This window comes from Kribbella sp. VKM Ac-2568, assembly GCF_004345365.1.
Taxonomy (GTDB): domain Bacteria; phylum Actinomycetota; class Actinomycetes; order Propionibacteriales; family Kribbellaceae; genus Kribbella; species Kribbella orskensis.
Window position 1 is genome coordinate 65,794 of sequence record NZ_SLVF01000005.1, and the last position, 25,410, is coordinate 91,203.

General features: G+C 69.0%; 27 protein-coding genes. 15 read left to right on the forward strand and 12 right to left on the reverse strand.

From position 1 onward, the window contains the following. Window positions 1-95 precede the first annotated feature (95 nt). The 5 genes from hypE to EV648_RS14855 form a co-directional block, all read right to left on the reverse strand. Entirely contained in the window at window positions 96-1,202 is a 1,107-nt protein-coding gene (gene hypE / locus EV648_RS14835) for a hydrogenase expression/formation protein HypE (RefSeq protein ID WP_241995192.1), read from the reverse strand. Continuing rightward, on the reverse strand, window positions 1,195-2,349 hold the full coding sequence (hypD, locus tag EV648_RS14840; RefSeq protein WP_132290807.1) for a hydrogenase formation protein HypD: 1,155 nt from the start codon (window positions 2,347-2,349) through the stop codon (window positions 1,195-1,197). The genes hypE and hypD overlap by 8 nt, the downstream gene beginning before the upstream one ends. Next, window positions 2,346-2,630, reverse strand: coding sequence for a HypC/HybG/HupF family hydrogenase formation chaperone (locus EV648_RS14845; RefSeq protein WP_199234622.1), 285 nt, complete (start codon window positions 2,628-2,630; stop codon window positions 2,346-2,348). Before EV648_RS14845 ends, hypD begins: the two co-directional genes overlap by 4 nt. A 17-nt stretch (window positions 2,631-2,647) precedes the next feature. Continuing rightward, a complete protein-coding gene (hypF, locus tag EV648_RS14850) occupies window positions 2,648-5,038 on the reverse strand; it encodes a carbamoyltransferase HypF (RefSeq protein WP_132290813.1) in 2,391 nt (796 codons plus the stop codon). An 82-nt stretch (window positions 5,039-5,120) separates the two neighbouring features. Then, window positions 5,121-5,621 carry a helix-turn-helix transcriptional regulator gene (locus tag EV648_RS14855; protein WP_132290816.1) on the reverse strand — a complete coding sequence of 167 codons (501 nt, stop codon included), beginning with the start codon at window positions 5,619-5,621 and terminating at the stop codon, window positions 5,121-5,123. Between the two features lie 260 nt (window positions 5,622-5,881). Between EV648_RS14855 and EV648_RS14860 the strand changes: the two genes are divergently transcribed. The 10 genes from EV648_RS14860 (at window position 5,882) to EV648_RS14905 (ending at window position 14,497) form a co-directional block, all read left to right on the forward strand. After that, window positions 5,882-6,958, forward strand: a complete 1,077-nt coding sequence (locus tag EV648_RS14860; RefSeq protein ID WP_199234623.1) for a hypothetical protein — start codon at window positions 5,882-5,884, stop codon at window positions 6,956-6,958. Next, window positions 6,955-8,760: a nickel-dependent hydrogenase large subunit gene (locus EV648_RS14865; RefSeq protein ID WP_132290819.1), complete on the forward strand. Its 1,806-nt coding sequence runs from the start codon at window positions 6,955-6,957 to the stop codon at window positions 8,758-8,760. The genes EV648_RS14860 and EV648_RS14865 overlap by 4 nt, the downstream gene beginning before the upstream one ends. A gap of 1 nt (window position 8,761) precedes the next feature. Continuing rightward, window positions 8,762-9,610, forward strand: a complete 849-nt coding sequence (locus EV648_RS14870) for a NifU family protein (protein WP_132290822.1) — start codon at window positions 8,762-8,764, stop codon at window positions 9,608-9,610. Then, window positions 9,607-10,275, forward strand: coding sequence for a DUF5947 family protein (locus EV648_RS14875; protein ID WP_199234624.1), 669 nt, complete (start codon window positions 9,607-9,609; stop codon window positions 10,273-10,275). The genes EV648_RS14870 and EV648_RS14875 overlap by 4 nt, the downstream gene beginning before the upstream one ends. Continuing rightward, window positions 10,268-10,900: a DUF6084 family protein gene (locus EV648_RS14880; RefSeq protein WP_132290825.1), complete on the forward strand. Its 633-nt coding sequence runs from the start codon at window positions 10,268-10,270 to the stop codon at window positions 10,898-10,900. Before EV648_RS14875 ends, EV648_RS14880 begins: the two co-directional genes overlap by 8 nt. Then, window positions 10,897-12,192 (forward strand): hypothetical protein, encoded by a 1,296-nt coding sequence (locus EV648_RS14885; RefSeq protein WP_132290828.1) that lies wholly within the window; start codon window positions 10,897-10,899, stop codon window positions 12,190-12,192. Before EV648_RS14880 ends, EV648_RS14885 begins: the two co-directional genes overlap by 4 nt. Beyond that, window positions 12,189-12,674, forward strand: coding sequence for a hydrogenase maturation protease (locus tag EV648_RS14890; RefSeq protein ID WP_132290831.1), 486 nt, complete (start codon window positions 12,189-12,191; stop codon window positions 12,672-12,674). The genes EV648_RS14885 and EV648_RS14890 overlap by 4 nt, the downstream gene beginning before the upstream one ends. Before the next feature lie 106 nt (window positions 12,675-12,780). Then, window positions 12,781-12,996 carry a HypC/HybG/HupF family hydrogenase formation chaperone gene (locus EV648_RS14895; protein ID WP_132290834.1) on the forward strand — a complete coding sequence of 72 codons (216 nt, stop codon included), beginning with the start codon at window positions 12,781-12,783 and terminating at the stop codon, window positions 12,994-12,996. Further along, entirely contained in the window at window positions 12,996-13,682 is a 687-nt protein-coding gene (locus tag EV648_RS14900; protein WP_132290837.1) for a DUF6390 family protein, read from the forward strand. Before EV648_RS14895 ends, EV648_RS14900 begins: the two co-directional genes overlap by 1 nt. A 41-nt stretch (window positions 13,683-13,723) precedes the next feature. Further along, entirely contained in the window at window positions 13,724-14,497 is a 774-nt protein-coding gene (locus EV648_RS14905; protein WP_132290840.1) for an SDR family oxidoreductase, read from the forward strand. 23 nt (window positions 14,498-14,520) lie between these two features. Here EV648_RS14905 and EV648_RS14910 read toward each other — a convergent pair whose 3' ends face one another. The 3 genes from EV648_RS14910 to EV648_RS14920 form a co-directional block, all read right to left on the reverse strand. After that, window positions 14,521-14,892 carry a helix-turn-helix domain-containing protein gene (locus EV648_RS14910; protein WP_132290843.1) on the reverse strand — a complete coding sequence of 124 codons (372 nt, stop codon included), beginning with the start codon at window positions 14,890-14,892 and terminating at the stop codon, window positions 14,521-14,523. 68 nt (window positions 14,893-14,960) lie between these two features. Further along, entirely contained in the window at window positions 14,961-15,221 is a 261-nt protein-coding gene (locus tag EV648_RS14915; protein ID WP_132290846.1) for a muconolactone Delta-isomerase family protein, read from the reverse strand. Continuing rightward, the gene (locus EV648_RS14920; RefSeq protein WP_132290849.1) at window positions 15,218-16,597 is read right to left on the reverse strand and encodes an NAD(P)H-quinone dehydrogenase; all 1,380 of its coding nucleotides are present in this window, start codon (window positions 16,595-16,597) and stop codon (window positions 15,218-15,220) included. Before EV648_RS14920 ends, EV648_RS14915 begins: the two co-directional genes overlap by 4 nt. A 31-nt stretch (window positions 16,598-16,628) precedes the next feature. Here EV648_RS14920 and EV648_RS14925 point away from each other — a divergent pair, with 31 nt between their 5' ends. Together EV648_RS14925 and EV648_RS14930 are read left to right on the forward strand one after the other, a co-directional pair. After that, complete coding sequence (locus EV648_RS14925; RefSeq protein WP_132290852.1) at window positions 16,629-17,090, forward strand: gamma-glutamylcyclotransferase; 462 nt, start codon at window positions 16,629-16,631, stop codon at window positions 17,088-17,090. A 56-nt stretch (window positions 17,091-17,146) separates the two neighbouring features. Beyond that, on the forward strand, window positions 17,147-18,802 hold the full coding sequence (locus tag EV648_RS14930; RefSeq protein WP_241995193.1) for a phospho-sugar mutase: 1,656 nt from the start codon (window positions 17,147-17,149) through the stop codon (window positions 18,800-18,802). Between the two features lie 87 nt (window positions 18,803-18,889). Here the strand turns inward: EV648_RS14930 and EV648_RS14935 are convergent, their stop codons facing one another. The 4 genes from EV648_RS14935 to EV648_RS14950 form a co-directional block, all read right to left on the reverse strand. Further along, window positions 18,890-19,336, reverse strand: a complete 447-nt coding sequence (locus EV648_RS14935) for a hypothetical protein (RefSeq protein ID WP_132290855.1) — start codon at window positions 19,334-19,336, stop codon at window positions 18,890-18,892. Between the two features lie 194 nt (window positions 19,337-19,530). Continuing rightward, window positions 19,531-20,478: a neutral zinc metallopeptidase gene (locus EV648_RS14940; RefSeq protein ID WP_132290858.1), complete on the reverse strand. Its 948-nt coding sequence runs from the start codon at window positions 20,476-20,478 to the stop codon at window positions 19,531-19,533. A gap of 129 nt (window positions 20,479-20,607) precedes the next feature. Beyond that, window positions 20,608-21,549, reverse strand: a complete 942-nt coding sequence (locus EV648_RS14945; RefSeq protein WP_241995195.1) for an alpha/beta hydrolase family protein — start codon at window positions 21,547-21,549, stop codon at window positions 20,608-20,610. After that, a complete protein-coding gene (locus tag EV648_RS14950) occupies window positions 21,477-22,037 on the reverse strand; it encodes a PH domain-containing protein (RefSeq protein WP_132290861.1) in 561 nt (186 codons plus the stop codon). The genes EV648_RS14945 and EV648_RS14950 overlap by 73 nt, the downstream gene beginning before the upstream one ends. Before the next feature lie 106 nt (window positions 22,038-22,143). Between EV648_RS14950 and deoC the strand changes: the two genes are divergently transcribed. The 3 genes from deoC to EV648_RS14965 are packed head-to-tail and all read left to right on the forward strand — an operon-like array spanning window position 22,144 to window position 25,405. Beyond that, window positions 22,144-23,100 (forward strand): deoxyribose-phosphate aldolase, encoded by a 957-nt coding sequence (gene deoC, locus EV648_RS14955; protein WP_132290864.1) that lies wholly within the window; start codon window positions 22,144-22,146, stop codon window positions 23,098-23,100. Window positions 23,101-23,103: 3 nt separating this feature from the next. Continuing rightward, the gene (locus EV648_RS14960) at window positions 23,104-24,540 is read left to right on the forward strand and encodes an aldehyde dehydrogenase family protein (protein WP_132186930.1); all 1,437 of its coding nucleotides are present in this window, start codon (window positions 23,104-23,106) and stop codon (window positions 24,538-24,540) included. Continuing rightward, window positions 24,530-25,405, forward strand: a complete 876-nt coding sequence (locus EV648_RS14965; RefSeq protein WP_132290867.1) for an aldehyde dehydrogenase family protein — start codon at window positions 24,530-24,532, stop codon at window positions 25,403-25,405. Before EV648_RS14960 ends, EV648_RS14965 begins: the two co-directional genes overlap by 11 nt. The last annotated feature ends 5 nt before the right edge of the window (window positions 25,406-25,410 follow it).

Genomic DNA, 25,410 nt, shown 5'->3' on the forward strand with positions numbered 1-25,410 from the left:
TCAGTTCGGCAGTTCGGCAGGGCGGACCGGCCGGACAGCGCACCCGCCGGCCCACGTCGATGGCGGGGAACTGGCCGGCCGGTGGCCAAGGGCATTCAGCAGATGCGGGGTAGTTGTTCTCCGATCGGGGTGTCGACGACGCGGGTGGCACCGAAGGTGGTTTTGGTGACGACCATGCCGGGGTGGGCTTCCACGCATTCGCCGATGATCGCGGCGTCGGCGCCAAGCGGATGGGCTCGGATCGCGGCCAGGACCTGGTCGGCATCCTCGGGGGCGACGATCGCGAGGAGCTTGCCCTCGTTCGCGACGTAGAGCGGGTCGAGGCCGAGGAAGGCGCAGGCGTTGGCGACGGTCTCGGGGATCGGCAGGTCGCGCTCTACCAGTTCCACCCCGACCCCTGCCGTCTTGGCGATCTCGTTCAGCGAGGTGGCGACGCCGCCGCGGGTGGGATCCCGCAGTACGTGCAGGTCGAGCGTGGCGTCGAGCATCGCGTCGACCAGGCCGTTCAGCGGGGCGCAGTCGCTGGTCACCTCGGTACCGAACGAGATGCCTTCGCGCACGCTCATGATCGCGATGCCGTGCACGCCGATCATGCCGCTGACGATCACCACGTCACCCGGGACCGCCCGTTGCGGCCGGATGTCCACACCTTCGCGGACCAGCCCGATGCCGGCCGTGTTGATGTAGACGCCGTCGCCGTGACCGGTGTCGACCACCTTCGTGTCGCCGGTCGCGATGGTGACGCCCGCGCGCTCGGCCGCGGTACCGAGGTCCTTGGCGATCCGGCCGACGACGGACAGTTCGACTCCTTCCTCGAGGATGAAGCCGCAGGACAGGTACGCCGGCTGCGCACCCGACATGGCCAGGTCGTTCACGGTGCCGTTGACCGCCAGGTCGCCGATGCTGCCGCCCGGGAAGAACAGCGGCTGCACGACGAACGAGTCGGTCGAGAACGCCAGCCGCGCACCGCCCAACGTGACCACGGCCGAATCCGTCAACCCCTCCAGCAGCGGATTCGAGAACGCCGGGACGAAGAGGTGCTCGATCAGCTCACCGGAGAGCTGACCACCACCCCCGTGCCCCATCACGATGGTCGGGTAGTCGCGCAACGGCAAAGGACACGTCCACCCGTCGAAGTTCGGCGGCTGCGCCTCGGAAGTAGGGGGAAGAGCCGGATCAGGAAGCATCACCCGCTCAGCCAACAGAACTCACCGCCTCGGATGCCTTCGAAGCAGTCTTCGAGGCGGTCTCCGGCGCCGGCGTCTGGAGCCGGCGGTAGAGGTAGTAGGCCGCGCATGCGCCCTCGCTCGAGACCATGGTGGCGCCCAGCGGGTTGCGTGGCGTGCAGAGCGTGCCGAACGCCTCGCACTCGTGCGGCTTGATCTGCCCCTGCAGCACCTCGCCGCTGCGGCAGATCGTCGACTCCTCGGTGGCGATGTCCCGCACCTGGAAGCGGTACTCCGCGTCGTACTCCCGATAGCGCGGAGACAACCTCCAGCCGCTCTGCGGGATCATCCCGATCCCCCGCCAGGCGCGGTCGGTGGTCTCGAAGACGTCGGCGAGCATCTCCTTCGCGGCGGGGTTGCCCTCGTCCCGCACGGCCCGCCGGTACGCGTTCTCGACGACGTACTCGCCGCGCTCCAACTGGGTCACCGTGCGCAGGATGCCGGCCAGGATGTCCAGCGGTTCGAAGCCGGTCACCACGATCGGCACCTTGTACTTCGCGGCCAGCTCCGGGTACTCCGAGATGCCCATCACGCTGCAGACGTGGCCGGCGGCAAGGAACGCCTGCACCCGGCAGTCGGGCGACTGCATGATCGCCGCGATCGCGGGTGGCACCCGGACGTGCGAAACCAGCAGGCTGAAGTTCGGGAGGCCCAGCCGCTTGGCCTGGTAGACCGTCATCGCGTTCGGCGGCGCGGTGGTCTCGAAGCCGATGCCGAAGAAGACCACCTGCTTGTCCGGGTTGTCCTTGGCGATCTTGAGCGCGTCCAGCGGTGAGTAGACCACCCGGACGTCGCCACCCTCGCTCTTGATCCGGAACAGGTCACGCCCGCTGCCCGGCACCCGCAGCATGTCGCCGAACGAACAGAAGATCACCCCGGGCTGCGAGGCGATCTCCAGCGCCTTGTCGATGATCTCCAGCGGCGTGACGCAGACCGGGCAGCCCGGCCCGTGGATCATCTCGACGCCGTCGGGCAGCAACTGGTCGATGCCATGCCGCACGATCGTGTGGGTCTGCCCGCCGCAGACCTCCATCATCGCCCACGGCTTCGTCACCGTGGCGTGGATCTGGTCGACCAGCTTCTTGGCCAGATCGGGATCGCTGAACTCGGCCAGATACTTCATCGCAGTGTCTCCTCTGTCCCCGGCGGCCGCCGTTCCCCGGCCTGCCGTGCGGCGATCCCCCAGTGGTCGCCGAACTCCTCCTCCAGTGCGCCCAACTGCCGGTAGAGCTCCAGCGACTGCATCGCCGACTCCTCGTCCAGCCGCTGCAACGCGAACCCGACGTGCACGATCGTGTACTCGCCCACCTGCAGGTCGGGCAGATAGGCCAGGCAGACGTCCTTGATCACGCCGCCGAAGTCGACCTTGCCCATCCGGGTGTCGTCCTCGTCCCGGATCTCCACCACTCGTCCTGGTACCGCTAGACACATGCTGATTGCTCCCTTCGTGCCGGCACGCGGGCCGCGACGGCCAGCTGCCCGAGTGCGATACCGGCATCGGTCGGCGGCACCTTCGCATGCCGCAGAACGGTGAAACCGGCCTTGGACAACGCCCGACTGCTTGCTGCGAGCAACAATCGGTTGACGAACACCCCACCCGACAGGGCGACCGTGGACAACCCGCGATCGGCTCTGACCCGCTCGGCGATCCGGACCATCGCCCGCGCGACGGCCTGGTGGAACCGCAGTCCGACCACCCCGGCGCCGACCCCGGCGAGGACGTCTTGCACCACCTCGGCCAGGACGGGCGTGGGATCGATCAGGCCGGGGAAGCCCGCGACGGGCGCGCTCAGGCCGAACTCGTAGGCGCGGTCGACCGGACATCCGACGGCCAGCCCTTCCAACTCGATCGCGGCCTGCGCTTCGTAGCCGACGCGGTGACAGACGCCCGCCAGCGAGGACACCGCGTCGAACAAACGACCCATGCTCGAGGTCGGCGCGCAGGCGAGGTTCCGCTCCAGCTGGATCCGGAGCAGCCTCAACTCCTCGTCGCCGCAGGCCTGTACCGACGGCAGCCGCGGGTCCCAAGGCAGCCCGGCCGCCATGAGGTGCGACAGGGCCATCCGGCAGGGATTCCGGACACCCGCATCCCCACCGGGCAACGGGACATAGCTCAGGTGTGCGTACCGCTCGAAGCCGTCGTACCCGGCGAGCAGCACCTCACCACCCCAGACCGCGCCGTCGTCGCCGTACCCGGTCCCGTCGAAGGCGAACCCGATCACCGGCTCCGCCCCGTCGTACCCGTGCTCCGCCAGCACGGACGCGAGGTGCGCATGATGATGCTGTACGCCGATCACCGGCCGCCCATCCGCGTGCAGCTCTGCCCACTGCCGGGACCGGTACGCCGGGTGCTTGTCCGTCACGAGTACCTCGGGCCGGACGCCGGTCAGTTCCTCCAGATGACGCTCGGCCTTCTCGAAGGCGGCCAGCGTGGCGAGGTCATCCATGTCGCCGACGTGCGCGGAGAGCCAGGCATAGCGACCGTCACCAAGACAGAAGGTGTTCTTCAGGTCTCCACCGACAGCGAGCGCCGGACGGACGGGAACAGGCAGCGCGACCGGGAACGGCGCATACCCCCGGGACCGCCGGATCGGCAGTTCCGTGCCGGCGACGATCCGGACCACAGAGTCGTCACAGGGAACGTGAATCGCCCGGTCGTGTCCCAGCCACCCGTCGGCCAGCGGTGCCAACCGGATGGCCGCATCCTCGTCGGAGGTGACGATCGGCTCACCCGACACATTGCCACTCGTCATCACCAGCACCGACAAACCCTCGAAGAGCAACCGGTGCAACGGGGTGTACGGCAACATCACCCCAAGATCCGGGTTGCCCGGGGCGACTGCGGCAGCAACGGCCGCATCGGGAAGCCTTCTGAGCAACACGATCGGCCGCCGATGCCCGGTCAGCAGCGCGGCCTCGACCTCGTCCACCTCCGTCATCCGCCGGGCGGTGTCGAGATCGGCGGCCATGACCGCGAACGGCTTGTCGCCTCGATCCTTCCGCTTGCGCAGCGTCGTCACAGCGGCCTCATCGGTCGCGTCGCACACCAGATGGAACCCACCGAGACCCTTGACCGCCACGATCCCGCCGGCCCGCAACATCCCCAGCGCCCCCGCCAACGCTTCCTCGCCGTACTGCGGGTCGGTGGCGGGCGTGGTCAGGCACAGACGCGGGCCGCAGTTGGGACAGGCGATCGGCTGGGCGTGGAACCGGCGGTCAGCGGGGTCGCCGTACTCGCGGGCGCAGTCGGGACACAGCGGGAAGGCAGCCATCGTGGTCGCCGGGCGGTCGTAGGGCAGGCCGGTGATGATGGTGAAGCGCGGCCCGCAGTTCGTACAGGTGATGAACGGATGCCGGTGGCGACGGTCGGCCGGATCGGCGAACTCGGTCAGACAGTCGTTGCAGGTGGCAACATCCGGGGAGACCAGGGTGCGCCCCGCCCCGGCCGCGGAGTCGAGGATGACGAAGTCCGTGCCACCCCGTGCGGGCACCACCTCGCACTCCACCGTCTCCACCACGGCCAGCGGCGGCGCGTCGGCCGCGATCCTGCGACCGAAAGCCTCGACCGCATCCGCCGGACCCTCCACCTCGGCGATCACCCCGGCCGCGGTGTTCGCGACCTCGCCGGACAGTCCGAGCTCCCGCGCCAGGGCATAGACGAACGGCCGGAAACCGACGCCCTGGACGACGCCGGACACGACGACAGATGCGCGGATGCGTGAAGCCGGACCGGTCGTGGCCCCCACCACCTGCTGATGGATTTGTCGGACTTCCGGGGTGACGAGACCGAGCGCGCTGACGAATTCGGCCATATGCGGACAATTTCGCAGCGTAGACCCGCGAGCTGATGTCCACCAGAGTCCGGAAATACCGGACCGGTCATTACCGGAGTGTCTACTCGGGCGGCGGCCCGAAGATCGCGTGCACTCGGCGGAGGTCGCGCAGCCGGGGCTCCGTCGTCCCGCTGAGCCACCGGCTGACCGTCCGGACCGAGACTCCGATCCGGCTCGCGGCCGCCTGCTGGGAGAGCCCCTGGCGGCGCAGTACGGCGGTCAGCCAGTCGGCGAAAGCCTCCTCGCCGACCCGTGGGGACGCGCCTGCCCGCCGTCCCGCACCGTGGAGGACCTCGACCTCGACTCCGTCGGGAAAGATCCGCACGGTCACGTCGAAGACGCCGTCGTCGGGGCCGGCGGCCTCGAGCATGGCCGACGTGATCGCGTCGTACAGCGCCATGTTCTCGGCCGGCTCCAGCTCCAGCGGCTCGATCGCCTCGCGGACGAACAGCTCGGCGTCAGGCAGCGAACCCGGCCGGGCCGGGAAGGTGTGGGCGACGACGACCACCGGCGAGATGAACACGCCGCCGTCGAGGCCGTCCGGCGGGGGATCAGCGGACATGTCGGCACGGCTCTCAGAGAATGCTTTCGGTGCTCAAAGGTAGCCGTCACGGAAGGTGGTAGTCGACGACTCGCGGGTGACCTTGTCGAATAAGCTTGGAATATCTTTAGCTTAGGCTTGCCTAACGCTCCGAAACGGTGTCGCGAAATCGCGGAATCCGGGATTACGCGAAAGGGCCATTAATACCCGACACAAGTGTCTGTCCGGGTGCGCATTCCGGACGTACTGTCCGAAGGAGAACTCCTGAGGAGGCTCGGACGATGTCGATGACTCTGGAACCAGATCAGGCACAGGAGACGGCCGACGAAGGTGTCGTCCACATTCTCTGGATGAACGGCGGGCTGAGCTGCGACGGGGACTCCGTCGCGCTCACCGCGGCCACCCAGCCCAGCATCGAGGAGATCGTGCTGGGGGCGCTGCCGGGACTGCCGAGGGTCGCGGTGCACTGGCCGCTGATCGACTTCGAGTGCGGCCCGGAGACGGGCGCGGACAACTTCATCGAGTGGTGGCACAAGGCCGACCGCGGTGAGCTCGAACCCTTCGTCCTGGTGGTGGAGGGCTCCATTCCGAACGAGGCGATCAAGTCCGACGGATACTGGGCCGGCTTCGGCAACAACCCGGCCACCGGACAGCCGATGAAGACCTCGGAGTGGCTCGACCGGCTGGCCCCGAAGGCGACCGCGGTAGTTGCCGTCGGCACCTGTGCGGCGTACGGCGGGATCCACGCGATGGCAGGGAATCCAACCGGTGCGATGGGGGTGCCGGACTACCTCGGCTGGGGCTGGAAGTCGAAGGCCGGACTACCGATCGTCTGCGTGCCAGGTTGCCCCATTCATCCCGACAACCTGTCCGAGACGCTCGTGTACCTGCTCTACCAGGTGGCCGGCCAGGCGCCGATGATCCCGCTGGACGCCGAACTGCGACCGCAATGGCTGTTCGGCCGGACCGTGCACGAGGGCTGCGACCGCGCCGGGTACTACGAGCAGGGCGACTTCGCCAAGGAGTACGGCTCGCCGAAGTGCCTGGTGAAACTGGGCTGCTGGGGACCGGTGGTGAACTGCAACGTGCCCAAGCGGGGCTGGATCAACGGCGTCGGCGGCTGCCCGAACGTGGGCGGTATCTGCATCGCCTGCACGATGCCCGGGTTCCCGGACAAGTTCATGCCGTTCATGGACGAACCACCGGGCAGCAAGGTCTCCGTCGCCGCCAGCACGGCCTACGGCACCGTGATCCGGCGGCTGCGCAAGATCACCCAGAACACGGCGAACAAAGAGCCCCAATGGCGGCACAAGGGATCGACCCTCACGACCGGCTACGAGAAGGTAGTCCAGCCATGACCACCACCGAACCGAAGGTCGGCTCCGCGCTGGACGCCGACAAGAGCTCCGACGTCGTGGAGATGGCCTGGGACCCGATCACCCGGATCGTCGGCAGCCTGGGTATCTACGCCAAGGTGAACTTCAAGTCCAAGACGGTCGAGGAGTGCCACAGCACCTCGTCGATCTTCCGCGGCTACAGCATCTTCATGAAGGGCAAGGACCCGCGCGACGCGCACTTCATCACCAGCCGGATCTGCGGCATCTGCGGCGACAACCACGCCACCTGCTCGGTCTACGCGCAGAACATGGCGTACGGCGTCGCGCCGCCGCACCTGGGCGAGTGGATCGTCAACCTGGGCGAGGCCGCGGAGTACATGTTCGACCACAACATCTTCCAGGAGAACCTGGTCGGGGTGGACTACTGCGAGCGGATGGTCCGGGAGACCAACCCGGGCGTGCTCGAACTGGCGAACCGAACCGAGGCGCCGCACGCCGGCGACCACGGGTACCGCACGATCGGCGACATCATGCGGTCGCTGAACCCGCTGGAGGGCGACTTCTACCGCGAGGCGCTGCACGTCAGCCGCTACACCCGCGAGATGTTCTGCCTGATGGAGGGCCGGCACGTCCACCCGTCCACGCTGTACCCCGGCGGTGTCGGCACGGTCGCGACGATCCAGCTGTTCACCGACTACCTGACCCGGCTGATGCGCTACGTCGAGTTCATGAAGAAGGTCGTACCGTTGCACGACGACCTGTTCGACTTCTTCTACGAGGCGCTGCCCGGCTACGAGCACGTCGGCGAGCGGCGCATCCTGCTCGGCTGCTGGGGCAGTCTGAACGACCCGGCGATCTGCGACTTCAAGTACGAGAACATGGATGCCTGGGGCAAGCGGATGTTCGTCACCCCGGGCGTGGTGGTGGACGGCCGGCTCGTCACCAACAACCTGGTCGACATCAACCTCGGCCTGCGGATCCTGCTCGGCAGCTCGTTCTACGACGACTGGGCCGACGGCAGCCACGAGAAGTTCGTCGACCGGGACCCGCTGGGCAACCCCGTCGACGTCCGGCACCCGTGGAACCAGCACACCCTGCCGAAGCCGCAGAAGCGCGACTTCTCGAACGCCTACAGCTGGACGATGTCGCCGCGCTGGTTCGACGGCACCGACCACCTGGCGCTCGACACCGGCGGCGGCCCGATCGCGCGCCTCTGGTCGACCGCGCTTTCCGGACTGGTCAACACCACCTACGTCCAGGCCACCGGCAACAGCGTGAAGATCCAGCTCCCCCGGACCGCGCTGAAGCCGGCCACGGAGTACGAGTGGAAGATCCCGCGGTGGAGCAACGCGATCGAGCGGAACCGGGCCCGGACCTACTTCCAGGCGTACGCGGCCGGGCTGGCGCTGCACTTCTGCGAGAAGGCGATGGCCGAGGTCAGGGCCGGCCGGACCGAGACCTGGACCCCGTTCAAGGTCCCGGACAACGCGATCTCCTGCGGTTTCACCGAGGCCGTGCGGGGCGTGCTGTCGCACCACATGGTGATCCGCGACGGCAAGATCGCGAACTACCACCCGTACCCACCGACCCCGTGGAACGGGAGTGTGCGCGACTCCTACGGAACCCCCGGGCCGTACGAGGACGCCGTACAGAACACGCCGATCTTCGAGGAGAACCCACCCGACCGGTTCAAGGGCATCGACATCATGCGCGCGGTGCGCAGCTTCGATCCCTGCCTGCCGTGCGGTGTGCACATGTTCGTCGGGAACGGGAGAGAGAAGACCCATCTGCACTCGCCCACGCTCGCGGTCAAGCCGTACTGACATGGACCGTCGCGACGCGCAAGCGCTGAGCGAGCGGATCGACGTGCTGCTGGACGAGGTCCAGCGGCGCGCCGAGCCGGACGTGACCGAGAAGGTCGAGGAGCTGGTTCGCGCCGTGTTGTCCCTGCACGGCGCGGGCCTCGAACAACTGCTGGCCCGGCTGGACGAACCCCAGGTCCGGGGCCTGCTGGAGGACGATCTCGTCACCGGGATGCTGTTGCTGCACGATCTCCACCCGGACGACGTCGCGACCCGGATCCAGGGCGCCCTGGACAGCGTCCGGCCGTACCTCGGCTCCCATGCCGGCGGGATCGACTATCTGGGCATCGATGACGACGGAGTCGTGCACCTACGGTTGCAGGGCAGCTGCGACGGTTGCCCCGGCTCGACGGCAACGGTCCGGCTCACGGTGGAGAACGCCGTGCTGGACGCCGCCCCCGAGGCCGTCGCCGTCGACGTGGAGGGAATGGTCGCAGCCAAGAAGCAGACCTTGCTGACGATCGAGCCGTTCCGGCCCAGTCAGGAGACCGAGGGCTGGTACCGGCTCGACCTGGTCACGGCGCCCGGCCAGGTCCAGAAGCTCGTGGTCGCAGACCTCGAACTCCTGGTCGCGAACCTCGGTGGCACCTACTTCGCCTACCGGAACAGCTGCCCCGCCTGCTCGTCCGTCCTGCACCACGGTGAACTCACTGGAGACGAGCTCACCTGCCCGCGCTGCACCGCCGTGTACGACGTCCGCCTGGCCGGGCGTGCGCTTGCACCTGTCGGGTCCGAGGCACTCGAGGCCCTGCCGCTGCTGCCCGACGCCACCGGCTGGAAGGTCGCAGTACCGGGGAGGCAGCCGGCGTGAGGCCCTCATCGACGCTGAGATCGCTCGCGCGGGACAAACCACCGCCACCTGTGGACCCGGTGGCGGTGCTTCGCGGCTTCACGGGTGGGGTGCGGGAACAACTCGCGCCGGGTGAGCAGTGCGAGATGTGCGCGGTGCCGATCGGTCCGGAGCACTCGCACATCGCGGATGTACCGGATCACCGGCTGCTGTGCACCTGCCGGCCGTGCTACCTGCTCTTCAACGCCGAGGCAGCCTCGCGCGGGCACTACCGCGCCGTACCGGAGAACTACCGGTTCAACCAGGACTTCTCGATGTCGTCGGCGCAGTGGGAAGCGCTGGGCATTCCGGTGAACCTGGCCTTCCTCTTCCACCAGACCGATCAGGACAGGAACGTCGCGTTCTACCCGAGTCCGGGCGGCGCGACCGAGTCGTTGCTCGACCTGGCCAGCTGGGACGAGGTGGTCGCGGCGGATCCCCTGCTGGGCGAGCTGATCCCGGACGTGGAGGCGGTGCTGCTGCGCCGGCTCGACGACGGCTTCGAGTGCTACCTGGTCCCGATCGACTCCTGCTACGAACTGGTCGGCATCGTCCGGCAGTACTGGGAGGGGTTCGCGGGAGGCGAGGAGGTCTGGGGACGGATCGACGGGTTCTTCGCCCGGGTGAAGGAGCGCTGCCGTGGTTGACCTCGAGTTCACCTGCGTCGGCGCGGACGCCGACCGGTACGCCGCGACGCCGACCGTGCTGCTGCACCTGAGGATCACCGAGACGACCGGTACGCCGGTGCATGCGCTCGCGTTGCGCTGCCAGATCAGGATCGAGCCGATCAAGCGCCGCTACGACGACGAAGAGGCTGATGGTCTGGCGGACCTGTTCGGCGATCGTGCCCGCTGGGGCGAGACGCTGAAGCCGCTGCAACTGGCCTTCGTCACGCAGATGGTGCCGGGGTTCACCGGGTCGACCGAGGTGGATCTCAATCTGCCGTGCAGCTACGACTTCGACGTCGCCGCGCACAAGTATCTCTACGCAGTCCGCGAGGGAGGGGTGCCGCTGTTGCTGCTGTTCAACGGCACGATCTTCACCGGCCGGGCCGGCACCTTGTCTGTGACACCGGTCGCCTGGCAGAAGGAGGCGTCGTACGCCCTCCCCGTACCGGTCTGGCGCGAGGCGATGGACCAGCACTTCCCCGGGGCCGCCTGGCTGAAGTTGCGGCGGGACACCTTCGACAAGCTCTACAGCTACCGGGCCCGGGAGGCGCTGCCCGGCTGGGACGACGCGATCGAACGGCTGCTGAAGGAGAGCCAGGAATGACCCCGTCCTTCGAGAGTGTCCAGCAGATCGCCGACGTGTTGCTGTTCGAGGGGTACGTGCTGTACCCGTACCGCGCGTCCGACGGGAAGAACCGGGTGCGCTGGCAGTTCGGCGTCCTGATGCCGCCCGCCTACGGTGCGGTCGACCCGTCCGAGCGGACCTGGTCGCAGACGGACTGCCTGCTCGACGGGGACGAGGCCGTCCTGACCGTGCGGATCCGCTTCTTGCAGGCACAACGCCGTACCGTGCTGAACGCCGAGCGGGTCGAGGTGGAGTCCCTGCAGACCGAGGACGCTTCGTACGTGCCGTGGGACGAGGCCGTCGAGCAGCACGTCGACGTCACCGTGGACCTGCGCGAACTGCCCTGCGAGAGGGCGTTCTCCGTTGCCGGAGGCGCCGAGCTGGAAGCGGTCGGCGATGCGGGTTTCCTGCAACGGACTCGCCTGCCACTCGAAGGAGTGCTTGCCCTTAGCAAAGAAGAGTTGCCTGGACCCTACGGAGTGAACCGGCTGCGGTTGCGGTTGGAGAATCGCAGTACAGGCGAGGATTCCGAGCGAGTCGGGGCGCTGCGACAAGCACTGATCGCGCATCACCTGCTGGTCGCCGCTGATGGTTGCCGCTTCATCTCGTTGCTCGAACCCCCTGAATGGGCGACCGGCTACGTGGCCGGGTGCGAGAACCTCGGCATCTTCCCGGTGCTGGCCGGCGATCTGTTGCTGTCGTCGCCGATCATCCTCTACGACCACCCGCAGATCGCGCCGGAGAGCCACGGCGACCTGTTCGACGCCACCGAGATCGACGAGATCCTCAGCCTGCGCACCATGACGCTGACCGAGGAGGAGAAGCGTGAGGTCCGCGGTACCGACCCACGCGCGGCGGCAATGCTCGACCGGGTGGACTCGATGCCGCAGGAGATCCTGGATCGCCTGCACGGCACGGTCCGCTACCTGCGCAAGGTCACCGAGCCGGAGCCCGCGCCCGCCGACGCGCCCTGGTGGGACCCCGGCAACGACACCTCGGTGTCCCCCGAGACCGACACCGTGATGGTCGGTGGCGTCGCCGTCGGCAACGGCGTCCGCGTCCGGCTGCGTCCCGGCGTACGGCGGGCCGACGCGCAGGACATGTTCCTCGCGGACCGGGTGGGCACGGTGGTCGCGGTGCTGTCGGACGTGGACGGCGTGACGCATCTCGCCGTCGCGCTGGATGGTGAGGAGGGTGAGGTGCAACGCGCGCATGGTCGCTACCTGTACTTCAGCCCGGACGAGATCGAGCCCCTGGTGAGTGCCGGATGAGCCCGCGGATCCTGGTCGCCGGCCTGGGCAACATGTTCTGCACCGACGACGCCTTCGGGGTGTCGGTCGTCGCCGAGCTCGCCCAGCAAAGCTGGCCGGAAGGGGTCGAGGTGCAGGACTTCGGCATCCGCGGCATCCACCTGGCCTACCAACTGCTCGAACCGTACGACCTCGTCGTACTGATCGACGCGGTGCACCGCGAAGGCCCGGCGGGGACGGTCTACGTGGTCGAGGCCGAGCCGGACCCGGAGCCCGGGCCGGAGGTGAGCATGGACGCGCACGACCTGGGCCCCGACGCCGTGCTCTCGCTTGTACCCCGACTTGGTGGGACCTTGGGAAGAGTGGTGGTGGTCGGCTGCGAGCCAGGCGACATAGGCACCGGCATCGGGCTCACCCCGGCCGTCCAGGACGCGGTGGAGACCGCGGCACAACTGGTGACCGACCTGGTCATCGGCGTGAAAGTCGGAGAAGGGACATCGTGATGCGCTGGGTCATCCTCGCAATCGTGCTGCTGTTCACATTCGGGCTTCTCTACTTCGTGCTGCCCGATGCCCGGCGGTACTTCCGGCTGAGGGACATGTAGCGGCGATGTGCCTCGGCATCCCGGGCCGGATCGTCAGCACCACCCCTGGCCTCGACCTCGGACAGGTCGAGGTCGCGGGTGTGGTGCGCGAGATCAACCTGGCGCTGCTGGACGGTCCGTTCGTCCCGGGTGAGTACATCTTGATCCACAGCGGCTTCGCACTCGAGCGGATGACGCCCGAGCGAGCCGCCGACGCTTTGGCGTTCTTCGGCGGCGAGTGATGGCAGTCGCGACGACGTCCGGGCCGATCCTGTTCGTCCGGTACGCGCTGGCGCCCAACCTGCTCGGGTACTGCGGCCCCGCCGACGGCAGCGCGTTGCTGGCCTACGGAGCGGGTGCTGCGGTGGACGACGGACTGCGCGAACGCGCCCGGCAGTTCGAGGGCGCCTGGCCGTACCTGGAGATGATCGCCGAGACGGCGGGGATCAGAGATCCGCTGGACTACCGGATCGTGGAGGCCTACTGGCTCGGCAACGCCCTGCTGGGCGACGTGGGCGCGCGGTTGAAGGCCGGTGGGATGCCACACCACAGCTACCAGGTGTTCTGCTGCTACCCGTGGGCCGACCTGCTCGGCAACGAACGCGCCGGGCAGCAGGCGTTGCACGTCCTCGACCAGTGCCGGATCCGCTGGGGCCGGGTGATCGCCGACGTGGGCACCCATGTCCTCGTCGAGTCCCGGGCCCTCACCTGGGACGGCCGCGCTCTGGCTCTCGGCCCGCTCCGCAAGGAGACGGTCATCCGCGGCACTGACGGCATCGACCTGCTCGGCCCTCTGTCCCCCGGCGACTGGGTCACCCTGCACTGGCAATGGATCTGCGACCGCGTCGACCTCCGCCGAGTCACCGCGCTGCGCAAATACTCGGCGTACCACCTGACGCTGACCAACAACCGCCTCGCACTAGTCTGAATCGTCCGGGACCGCCGGACCTTTGATGACTGGAGTTCGCGATGGATCTGCACCTGGCCGGCAAGACCGCACTCGTCACCGGCGCCAGCAAGGGCATCGGCCTCGCGATCACCCGGGAGTTGCTCGCCGAGGGAGTGAAGGTCGTCGCCGGCGCGCGCTCCGTCGACGGCCAACTGGGCTCGCTGCCGGTCGAGACCGTCGCCGTCGACCTCAGTACGCCGGAGGGTCCCGCGGACTTCGTCGCCGAGGCGCTGGCCCGGACGGGCACGTTCGACATCCTGGTCAACAACGTCGGTGCGGTGCATCCGCGACCGGGCGGGTTCGTCTCGGTGACCGACGAGGACTGGCTGGCGACCTGGACGCTCGACTTCCTGTCGGCCGTGCGGACCACCCGAGCCGCGCTGCCGCAACTGCTGGAGCGGACCGGGACGATCGTGACCGTCTGCTCGGTCAACGCGACCCTGCCCGACCCGCTGGTGATCGACTACAGCGCCGCCAAGGCCGCCGCCGCCAACTTCTTCAAGGCGTTGTCGAAGGAGGTCGGTCCGCAAGGCGTCCGGGTGAACACGGTCAGCCCAGGGCCGGTCTCCACGGATCTCTGGCTCGGCAAGGACGGCGTGGCCGAGACGGTCGCCGGTGCCGTCGGAGGCGAACCGGACGCCGTCGCCGCTCAGGCCGCGGCGGGTTCCGTGACCGGGCGCTTCACGACCCCGGAGGAGGTGGCAGCGCTGGTCGTCTTCCTGGCCGGCGACCGGGCCGGCAATCTGACCGGCGAGGACATCGTGATCGACGGCGGCCTCACGCCCACACTCTGAGCTCCCACGCTCTGAGCTCGAGCTCAGGTGTGGTGGTTCGCGCGCGTCGGTACGTCGGGGCCGAGGATCCAGTTGCCCTGGCTGGATTGGTGCGAGCCCTGCGCCGGCAGCGGGCTCGGGCGGTCGGGCTCCCAGTGGGTCGGGTCCTCGGTGAGGCCGAGGAGATAGGTGACCGTGCAGTCGAGGGCCGCGGCGAGTTCCGGGAGGCGGACGACGTCGACGCCGGCGCCGTGCTCGAAGCTGCTCAGCGTCTTGTTCGTGGTGCGGATGCCGCGGCGGCCCAGCCGGGTCACCACCTGCTTCTGGGTCAGGCCGAGCTGGACGCGACGCGCGCGCAGCCGGTGCGTGACGATCAGGTGCCGGTCGACGGCCAGGTCGTCGTTGTCGTTGAACATGCCCAACCTCCCGTCCTGCCACCATCCTCCGGGTCGGGAAGTCCGTCAATCACGGAAAGCGAGCGAAGTCAGGCCATGTCGGCCAGCGCGTGCACGGTGTAGCGCGCGAAGTTGAAGACCGGCGCACGTCCGAGCAACCGCTCGAACTCCTCGTGCGACTCGACCTCGTAGATCCACGCGCCGCCGTGCGAGCCGACCACGTGGTACCGGGCCAGCACCTTGCCCTCGCGCTGCAGCCGTTCGCCGTACTCCGGCATGGCGCCGACCGCGCGCGCCATCTCCGGCGAGAGCAGGCTCAGCTCCATCTGCCAGAGCACGAGGAACTTCATGACCGCAGGTGGAGCCGTCGGGCGGCCTCGGCGATCGAGCCGGAGACCGAGGGGTAGACCGTGAACGACTGGGCCATCTGGTCGACGGTCAGCCGCGCGCCGACGGCCAGGGAGATCGGGTGGATCAGCTCGCTGGCCCGGGGCGCGACCACCACGCCGCCGACGATGATGCCGGTGTTCGGCAGGCAGAAGAGCTTGATGAATCCGTCCCGGACGCCCTGCATCTTGGCCCGGGCGTTGTCCGCGAGCGGCACCTTGACCGCCATCGCGGTACTGCCGCCCGCGTCCACGACGGCCTGGGTGAGGCCGACGGTGGCGATCTCCGGCGCCGTGAAGACGTTGGAGGAGACGGTCGACAGGTTCAGCGGGGCCACGGCGTCGCCGAGCGCGTGCGACATCGCGATCCGGCCCTGCATGGCCGCCACCGAGGCGAGCATCAGGACGCCGGTGCAGTCGCCGGCGGCATAAACGCCCCGGGCGGTCGTCCGGGACACCTTGTCGACCGTGATGAAGCCGCCGTCGCCCAGCGACACGCCCGACTCGACGAGTCCCATGTTCTCGGTGTTCGGCAGCGAACCGACGGCCAGCAGCGCGTGCGACCCCTCCACCTTGCGGCCGTCCGTCAGGGTCACCACGACCCCGTCGCCTTGCCGCTTGACCGACTCGGCCCGCGACTTGCCCAGCACGGTCATGCCGCGCCGCTTGAAGACGTCCTCCAGTACTGCGGCCGCGTCCTGGTCCTCGCCCGGCAGCACCCGGTCGCGGGAGGAGACCAGCACCACGTCGCTGCCGAGCGCGTCGTACGCGCTGGCGAACTCGGCGCCGGTGACACCGGACCCGACCACGATCAGCCGCTCGGGCAGTTCCTCGAGCTCGTAGACCTGCTCCCAGGTCAGGATCCGCTCGCCGTCCGGCTCGGAGCCGGGGAGGATGCGGGGCCGTGCACCGGTGGCAACCAGTACCACGTCGGCGTCCAGCCGTTCGTCGCCGACGACGACGGCCTCGGGGCCGTCCAGCCGGCCGCGGCCGTGGATCACCCGGACCTTGTCGTCGGCCAGCCGCCGGGTGATCCCGTCGGACTGCGCGGCCGCGAGCGCCTTGACGCGTTTGTTGACGACGGAGAGATCGACACGCACGGAATTCGCCGGATCGTCGTCACCGTCATCGAGGCGGACGCCGAGCTCGCCGGCCTCCTCGACCTCGGTCATCACCTCGGCCGTGGCGATCAGGGTCTTGCTCGGCACACAGTCCGTGAGCACGCAGGAACCGCCGATCCCGTCGGAATCGACAACCGTCACCTCCGCTCCCAGCTGGGCGGCCGCACTCGCCGCTTCGTACCCGCCAGGACCGCCACCGATGATCACAACTCGCGCCACGAGACGCCATTGTTCCGTATCCTGTGTCGTCGTGACCCTGTACGCCGCGTTTGCGTCGAATCTGGACCCGAACCTGATGGCCGAGCGGTGCCCGTACTCCCCCCTGCGCGGGACCGGGTGGATCGTCGGCTGGCGACTCACCTTCGGAGGCGAGGAGCTCGGCTGGGAGGGCTCGATGGCGACCGTCGTCGAGGACCTCGCCGACCCGGGCAACCAGGTCTTCGTCGCCCTGTACGACGTCCACCCCAAGGACGCGGAGCGCCTGGACGAGTGGGAGTGGATCGACCAGGGCGTCTACCGCAAGATCCAGGTGCGGGTGCAGACGCTGGACGGCGAGCAGCTGGCCTGGATGTACGTGCTGAACGCGTACGAGGGTGGCCTGCCCTCCGCGCGCTACCTGGGCATCCTCGCCGAGGCCGCCGAGGCCGCGGGCGCCCCCGACGACTACGTGGCGGATCTGCGCGCGCGGCCCTGCCAGTCCTCGGGCCACTGACACCCCCGCCCGCTGACTCCTCGGGGAGTTAGTTAACCGGGCGGTATCGTGCGCTCGTGACCGTCAACGATGCCGCTCTGACCCGTACCGCTGCCCAGGCCTGGCTCGCCGAGGACCCGGATCCCGACACCCGCGCCGAGCTCCAGCGACTGCTCGATACCGGCACCGACGCCGACGCCGAGCTGGCCGACCGGTTCTCCGGCACCCTCGAGTTCGGTACCGCGGGTCTGCGCGGCGCGGTGGGCGCCGGACCGAACCGGATGAACCGGGTCGTGGTGATCCGCGCCGCCGCCGGTCTCTGCGCCTACCTGAAGGCGAACGGCCTCACCGACGGCCCCGTCCTGATCGGGTACGACGCGCGCCACAAGTCCGACGTGTTCGCCCAGGACACGGCCGCGGTGGTCCGTGGGGCCGGGTTGGACGCGGTACTGCTGGACCGGCCGACGCCGACCCCGGTGGTGGCGTTCGGGATCCGGCACCTGAAAGCGGTTGCCGGGGTGGTCGTGACGGCGTCGCACAATCCCCCGCAGGACAACGGCTACAAGGTCTACCTCGGCGACGGCTCGCAGATCGTGCCACCGGCCGACGTGGAGATCGCCGCCGCCATCGCGGCGGTCGGCCCGCTGGCGTCCGTGCCGCGCGGGGACGACTGGCAGACCGCCGGCGACGACCTGCTCGACGCCTACCTCGACCGGATCGCGACTCTGGTACCGGCGGATGCTCCCCGATCGTTGAATGTGGCCTACACGCCGCTGCACGGAGTCGGGCGCGCCCTTGTGGAGCAGGCCGTCCATCGCGCCGGGTTCGCAGTACCGGCTGTGGTGGCGTCGCAGGCGGATCCGGATCCGGACTTCCCGACCGTGTCGTTCCCGAACCCGGAGGAGCCGGGGGCGATCGACGCCGCATTGGAGCTCGCTCGGGCCGAGGGCGCGGATATTGCCGTCGCCAACGATCCCGACGCCGACCGTTGCGCGGTCGCGGTACCGGATCCTGCCGCTGAGGGTGGATGGCGGATGCTGCGCGGGGACGAGCTCGGGTCGTTGCTGGGTGAGTTCCTCTTGGCTTCCGGGGCTCAGGGGGTCGCGGCCTGCTCGATCGTGTCGTCGTCGCTGCTGGGGAAGATCGCGGCGGCGTACGGGGTCCGGTACGTCGAGACGCTCACCGGGTTCAAGTGGATCGGGCGGGTGCCGGAGCTGGTGTTCGGCTACGAGGAGGCGCTCGGGTACTGCGTTGACCCGGCGGCGGTGAAGGACAAGGACGGCGTGTCGACGCTGATCCGGGTGCTCCAGCTCGGCGCTCAGGCGAAGGCCGAAGGGCGGACGCTGCTGGACCTGCTGGACGATTTGGCGAAGAAGTACGGGCTGCACGCGACGGATCAGCTGTCCGTGCGAGTGGACGACCTTAGCCTGATCGCCGCCGCAATGGACCGCCTTCGCGCGACCCCACCCACGGAGCTCGGCGGCCACTCGGTTGAGCGCGTAGACGACCTCAGCCACGGCACCGAGACCCTCCCACCCACCGAAGGCCTCCGCTACACCCTGTCCGACGGCGCGCGAGTAGTAGTCCGCCCCTCCGGCACCGAACCCAAACTCAAGTGCTACCTGGAAGTCGTAATCCCCGTCTCATCCAACGACGTCCCCGCAGCCCGCACCCAGGCCGCGGTGGAACTGGCAGCCATAAAACGCTCCCTCTCCACCGCCGCCGGCATCTAACCCAAGCCTCCGAGAGGTGGCGGCGGGGGTGTGGGCGTGCGAAGGCCCCCGAGCGGGTCGGGGGCCTGGGCGGGGTGGGGCGCCGGGTTAGTGGGCGGCGGCGGCTTCGGCCTGTTCGGCTTGGAGGGAGGACTGGAGGGACGCGTGGAGGATGCGGAGGGTGCTGGTGGACTGCATCAGCGCCTCTCGCTCGTCGGGGTTGCGGTTCGCGAGGCTGGTGATCTCGTCGATGCTCGCCGCGATCCGGGCGATCCGGTCCGCCACGGTGCCCTCACCGCTGCTGGCCCGGCGGACCGCCTCGGAGGTGACGGTCCAGACGTCCTCGCGGTCGTTCGTGCGGCGGGACAGGTCGACCATCTGGCTGAGCGCGGCCAGATCGCTGTCGATCTGCGAGCGCTCCACCGGCATAGTGATGTTGGCGGTGCCCTGGCGCAGCCGGGTGACGTGCCCGGACAGCTCCGACCAGCTGCACTTGCCGCCTCTGATCTTGTCCAGCACCTTCGTGTACTCGGTGTTGAACTCGTCGTAGTTCACGATCCTTGACTCCTGCCGTTCGTCGGTCGACCAAGACTGTAAGGCGTGCGGACCCGAAACACGGTAGCCACACGATCGCAGATCGTGAACGTGTCGGCAAAACGCGAAAGCCGCCTGGAAACGCAAACGCGTCCCAGGCGGCTTGGTTACTCGCGAATCTACGCTTTGTCACCCGCGAATCTACGCATTGCGCGTCAGGATACGCGGCTGGAGATCGCAGCGAAGGTATTGCACCGGCTCGCGGTGGTCGTGGAGCTGGTCGCGTTGAAGCCCGCGGTGGACCACCAGTTGTGGTTCGAGAGCGAGCCGTGGTCGCGGACGGCGCCCTTCTGGTCGCCGGAGTTGGCGACGACGTACGTCCACTGGGTGTAGAGCGTGCCGCTCATCGGGTAGTACCGCTTGTTCGCGCCGATGTACGCCGAGCCGAGGCAGGACGCCTGCAGCTCGCGGCGGCGGCTCTCCTCGAGCTTGGCCGACTGGGTGGTGAAGGCCCGCTGCCGCCACCAGGACGCGTCCAGGATGCCGGTGACGAACTGCACGTGGTGGGCGTACTCGTGCGCGATGGTGTTGGTCGCGTATGCGCGGGCGAAGGTCGGGTTCTGCTTCCAGTAGGTCTGGATGAGTCCCCACGGGATGTAGATCTGGCCGTTCTTGTAGCCGCAGTAGTACGACTGCGGGCCGCGGACGACGCCGCAGTACGTGTTGACCCGGCTGTAGTTGTGGACGATCAGGGTCGGCTTGACCTTGTAGTCGGCGCCGGCCGCCTTCAGCACCGGCGCCCACGCCGCCCACATGCAGGTGAGCATCTGCTGGTCGTACGCCTTGACCGCGGCCGCCGTGGTCAGCGTGCCCTTGACCTCTTTGCACTTCGAGGGCGGGATCACCGGCGCCTTGTAGAGCTTGTTGTACCGCACGGTGTTCTTGGCGGTGGTGCTATTCCAGCCTGCGGCGAGCGCCGCCGATCGCTGGACTGTCTCGGTCCGGACCGAGACCTGGGACTCGGCGGTCTTGCCCACCGGCAGCGGCTCACCCGCGGTACCGGAGGTCTGCGCTGCCTGGGCCGGCACCGCCAGAGCCGCGAGGCCGGCCACCGCGACGACTGCGGCGAGGCCGCGCAGCTTCTTGCTGGGGAGGTTCTTCATGCGCTCCACTCTCGAGTGTTCGGGGACGTACGGGTCCCATCCTGGGCGAACCTGAGGTCCGTCCCGGAAGCGGACACGGGGTCCGACGCCACCGATCGCCGCGAAGTTCCCCGCGGATCGCGACAAACTTCAGCGGGCGAGAGCGCCACCCAGGAAGGCGAGCTGGTCCGGCAGCATCCGCCGCCAGTAACCGGCCGTGTGCGCCCCGGCCTGTACTCCGCCCGCCGCCGTCACCTCGTCCCGCAGCTCCCGGACCGCCCCCGCGAACGGGTCGTCCCGGCCACAATCGATGCGCAAGGCAACATCTTTGAAATTCTCCTGGCGACCGAACACCTCATGCGCCCGGAAGTCCCCCGGGCCATCGAACGCACCCGCCGCGGCCTGGGACGCGTCACGCCAGAGCGCAGGGCTCAGCGCGCCGGCCGCGGCCACCCGGGCCGATCCGGCGTCCGCCGCATGCAGGAGAGCGCCGTATCCGCCCATGGACCACCCGAGTACGCCGTACCGGTCGGTCTCCAGTCCGCGTTTGGCCAACAGGGGAACGAATTCCGCCATCAGCATCGCCTGCGGGTCGTCCCCGGTCGCGCGCAGGTGCCAGTAGTTGTCGGTCCCACCGTCCACCGCGGCGAGCGCGAACGGCGCAGTGCCGGCTTGCACCGCGGCGGTCAGGTAGCGGTCGGCGCCGAGGTCGTTGATCGCGGACGTGTGGTCGCCACCGCGCCCGTGCAGCACCAGTACGACGGGAAGCCGCGCGTCGGCCCGTTGTCCGTGCGGGTACATCACCGTCCACCCGACCGTCGTACGCCGTGCGGCTGATGCGAAGCTGCCGGACTCCACCGGGCCGGCCGGGACCTCCGGCACGACGCCGTCCTCGCCGGTCAGCCCGAGTACGTCATGAACCCGCGTCCGGCCAGGCAGTACTCCGGCCTCGACCAGCCCGGCACCTCCGGCGACGGTGAGACCTGCCGCGACGAGCAGACCGCGGCGGGAGACCCGGGTCAGCGGAGGAACTCCGCCAGCAGAGCGGTGACCGCGAGGACGCCGACGATCACCAGCTCGGGCCTCGCCCAACTGGTGACGATCTCGCCCTGGGAGTTCTGCCGGTACATGTTGAGGTGGTGGTCGATCCGGTCGACCACGAACTCGGCGCGCGAGACCGAGTTCTCCGCGCCGAGCTTCCGCCCGCCGACCCGCTGCTTGCGCAGGTCCCGCATCGCTACTTGCACGCCCGGCGCGCGCAGCCGCGCGTCCTCGGTGTGCACCCGCAGGATGTCGGTCACGTCGACGTCGGTGATCTTGCCCCACGGCACGGTGTGATCACGGATGTGGTTACGGATCAGCAGGTTCTCGGGGCGGAGCGTGACGGACGGGCGGACCAGACCGACGTACGCGAGCACCATCAGGATCCCGATCAGGGCCGCGACCTCCAGGCCGCCCAGGGTGCGCCACTCCAGCACGATGTCGATCAGCCCGATCACCCCGATCGCCATCACCACGGCGCCGGTGATCCGGTTCGACGTGGACAGGTACCGCTCACTCTCGCTGACCTTCGGTTTCACCCCGACAAAGTATCCGCCACCTGGTCACCGGCCTAGAACCAGCCACCACTATGGTCCGTCTTGTGACCGGAAACGCAGGCTCGGGAAGCGCACTAGACTGCCAGGCGTGACCACTACCGACACTGGCGTCGACAGTCTCGCGGACGTGACCTCGTCCGAGGACCGGCTGCGCCGATTCCTGCTGGGCCTGCCGGGCGTCGACCAGGTCGGCGCCGAGGCGCGGGCCGCCACCTTGAGCACCCGGTCGATCAAGACCACCGCCAAGGCCTACGCCCTCGATCTGGCCATCCAGATGATCGACCTGACCACGCTGGAGGGCCAGGACACCCCGGGCAAGGTGCGGGCGCTGTGCTCGAAGGCGAAGCGCCCGGACCCGGCGGACCCGACCGCGCCGCAGGTGGCCGCCGTCTGCGTGTATCCCGACCTGGTGGCGACCGCGAAGTACGAGCTGCGCGGGTCGGGGATCAACGTGGCGAGCGTGGCAACCGCGTTCCCCAGCGGTCGTTCCAGCCTGGCGATCAAGGTGCAGGACACCCAGGACGCGGTGGCGGCCGGCGCCGACGAGGTCGACATGGTGATCGACCGCGGCGCCTTCCTGTCCGGGCGGTACGGGCTGGTCTTCGACGAGATCGCCGCGATCCGCGAGGCGGCCGGTGACGCGCACCTCAAGGTGATCCTGGAGACCGGAGAGCTGGTCACCTACGACAACGTCCGGCGGGCCTCCTGGCTGGCGATGCTGGCCGGCGCGGACTTCATCAAGACCTCCACCGGCAAGGTCTCCCCCGCGGCGACCCTGCCGGTCACCCTGGTGATGCTGGAGGCCGTCCGCGACTACCACGAGGCGACCGGCCTGCACATCGGCGTCAAACCCGCCGGTGGCATCCGGACCGCGAAGGACGCGATCAAGTACCTGGTCACCGTCAACGAGACGGCCGGACCGGATTGGCTGGACCCGGAGCTGTTCCGCTTCGGCGCCTCCAGTCTGCTGAACGACCTGCTGATGCAACGCACCAAGCTGGCCACCGGGAACTACCCCGGCCCCGACTACTTCACGCTGGACTGAGGCATGAGCAGATTCGAGTACGCACCCGCGCCCGAGTCGCGGGCGATCGTGGACATCAAGTCGTCGTACGGGTTGTTCATCAACGGCGCCTTCACCGAGGCCACCGACGGCAAGCCGTTCAAGACGGTCAGCCCCGCCTCCGAGGAGGTGCTGGCCGAGATCAGCGAGGCTGGTCCGGCCGACGTCGACAAGGCGGTCAAGGCCGCCCGCAAGGCCTACGACAAGGTCTGGGGCACGATGCCGGGCCGCGACCGGGCGAAGTACCTGTACCGGATCGCCCGGCTGATCCAGGAGCGGTCGCGCGAGCTGGCCGTGCTGGAGTCGCTGGACAACGGCAAGCCGATCCGCGAGTCCCGCGACGTCGACCTGCCGCTTGTCGCCGCGCACTTCTTCTACTACGCCGGCTGGGCCGACAAGCTCGAGTACGCCGGCGCCGGGGAGAACCCGCAGCCCCTGGGCGTCGCCGCGCAGGTGATCCCGTGGAACTTCCCGCTGATGATGCTCGCGTGGAAGATCGCGCCCGCCCTCGCGGCAGGCAACACCGTGGTGCTGAAGCCGGCCGAGACGACGCCGCTGACCGCGCTCGCGTTCGCCGAGATCTGCCAGCAGGCCGATCTCCCGCCGGGCGTGGTGAACATCATCACCGGCGCGGGCCGGACCGGTCAGGCGCTGGTCGAGCACGAGGGTGTCGACAAGGTCGCGTTCACCGGCTCCACCGCCGTCGGCCGGGCGATCGCCAAGTCGGTGGCCGGCACGGACAAGAAGGTCACCCTCGAGCTGGGCGGCAAGGCGGCGAACATCGTCTTCGAGGACGCGCCGATCGACCAGACCATCGAGGGCATCGTCAACGGCATCTTCTTCAACCAGGGCCACGTCTGCTGCGCCGGTTCGCGGCTGCTGGTCCAGGAGAGCGTGTACGACGAGGTGCTGGCCCGGCTGAAGCGCCGGATGGGCACCCTGCGGGTGGGTGACCCGCTGGACAAGAACACCGACATCGGCGCGATCAACTCCGCCGAGCAGTTGGCCCGGATCCGCGAGCTGTCGCAGGTCGGCGAGGACGAGGGCGCCGAGCGCTGGTCGCCCGAGTGTGAGCTGCCGACCCAGGGCTACTGGTTCGCGCCGACCGTGTTCACCGGCGTCTCCCAGGCGCACCGGATCGCCCGCGAGGAGATCTTCGGGCCGGTGCTCTCGGTGCTCACCTTCCGCACCCCGGCCGAGGCCGTGGAGAAGGCGAACAACACCCCCTTCGGCCTGTCCGCCGGGGTCTGGACCGACAAGGGCTCCCGGATCCTGTGGATGGCCGACCAGCTGCGCGCCGGCGTGGTCTGGGCCAACACGTTCAACCGTTTCGACCCGACCTCGCCGTTCGGCGGCTACAAGGAGTCGGGTTACGGCCGCGAGGGCGGCCGCCATGGTCTGGAGGCCTACCTTGCCCACTAAGGACAGTGCCCGCCTGGACGTGCGCAAGACCTACAAGCTGTACGTCGGCGGCGCCTTCCCGCGCAGCGAGTCGGGCCGGTCGTACGTGGTGAACAATGCCAGGGGCAAGTTCCTCGCGAACGCCTCGCAGGCCTCCCGCAAGGACGCCCGGGACGCGGTCGTCGCGGCCCGCAAGGCGTTCGGCGGCTGGTCCGGCAAGACCGCCTACAACCGCGGCCAGGTGCTGTACCGGATCGCCGAGGTGATGGAGGGCCGGCACGAGCAGTTCAGTGCCGAGGTCGCCGCCGCCGAAGGGTTGTCGATCAGCAAGGCCCGGGCTGTGGTCGACGCTGCCATCGACCGCTGGGTCTGGTACGCCGGCTGGGCGGACAAGCTGGCCCAGGTGGTCGGCTCCAGCAATCCGGTGGCCGGCCCGTACTTCGACTTCTCCTTGCCTGAGGCAACTGGTGTGGTGGCGGTGCTGGCCCCGCAGGACTCCAGCCTGCTCGGCCTGACCAGCGTGATCGCCCCGGCCATCGTGTCCGGCAACACGGTCGTCGCGGTCACGTCGTTCGAGCGTCCGCTGCCGGCGGTCACGCTGGGCGAGGTGATGGCGACCTCCGACCTGCCGGGTGGCGTGGTCAACATCCTGACCGGCTCGGCGTCGGAGATCGGGCCGTGGCTGGCCGGTCACCTGGACGTGAACGCGATCGACCTGGCCGGCGTGACGGATCCCGAGGAGGCGACGGCGCTGGAGGTCGCGGCGGCGGAGAACCTCAAGCGGGTGCGCCGTCCGGTCGACGAGGACTGGACGGAGTCGCCCGGCCTGTCCCGCCTGACGCAGTACCTCGAGCTGAAGACCGTCTGGCATCCCATCGGCGTCTGATCCCG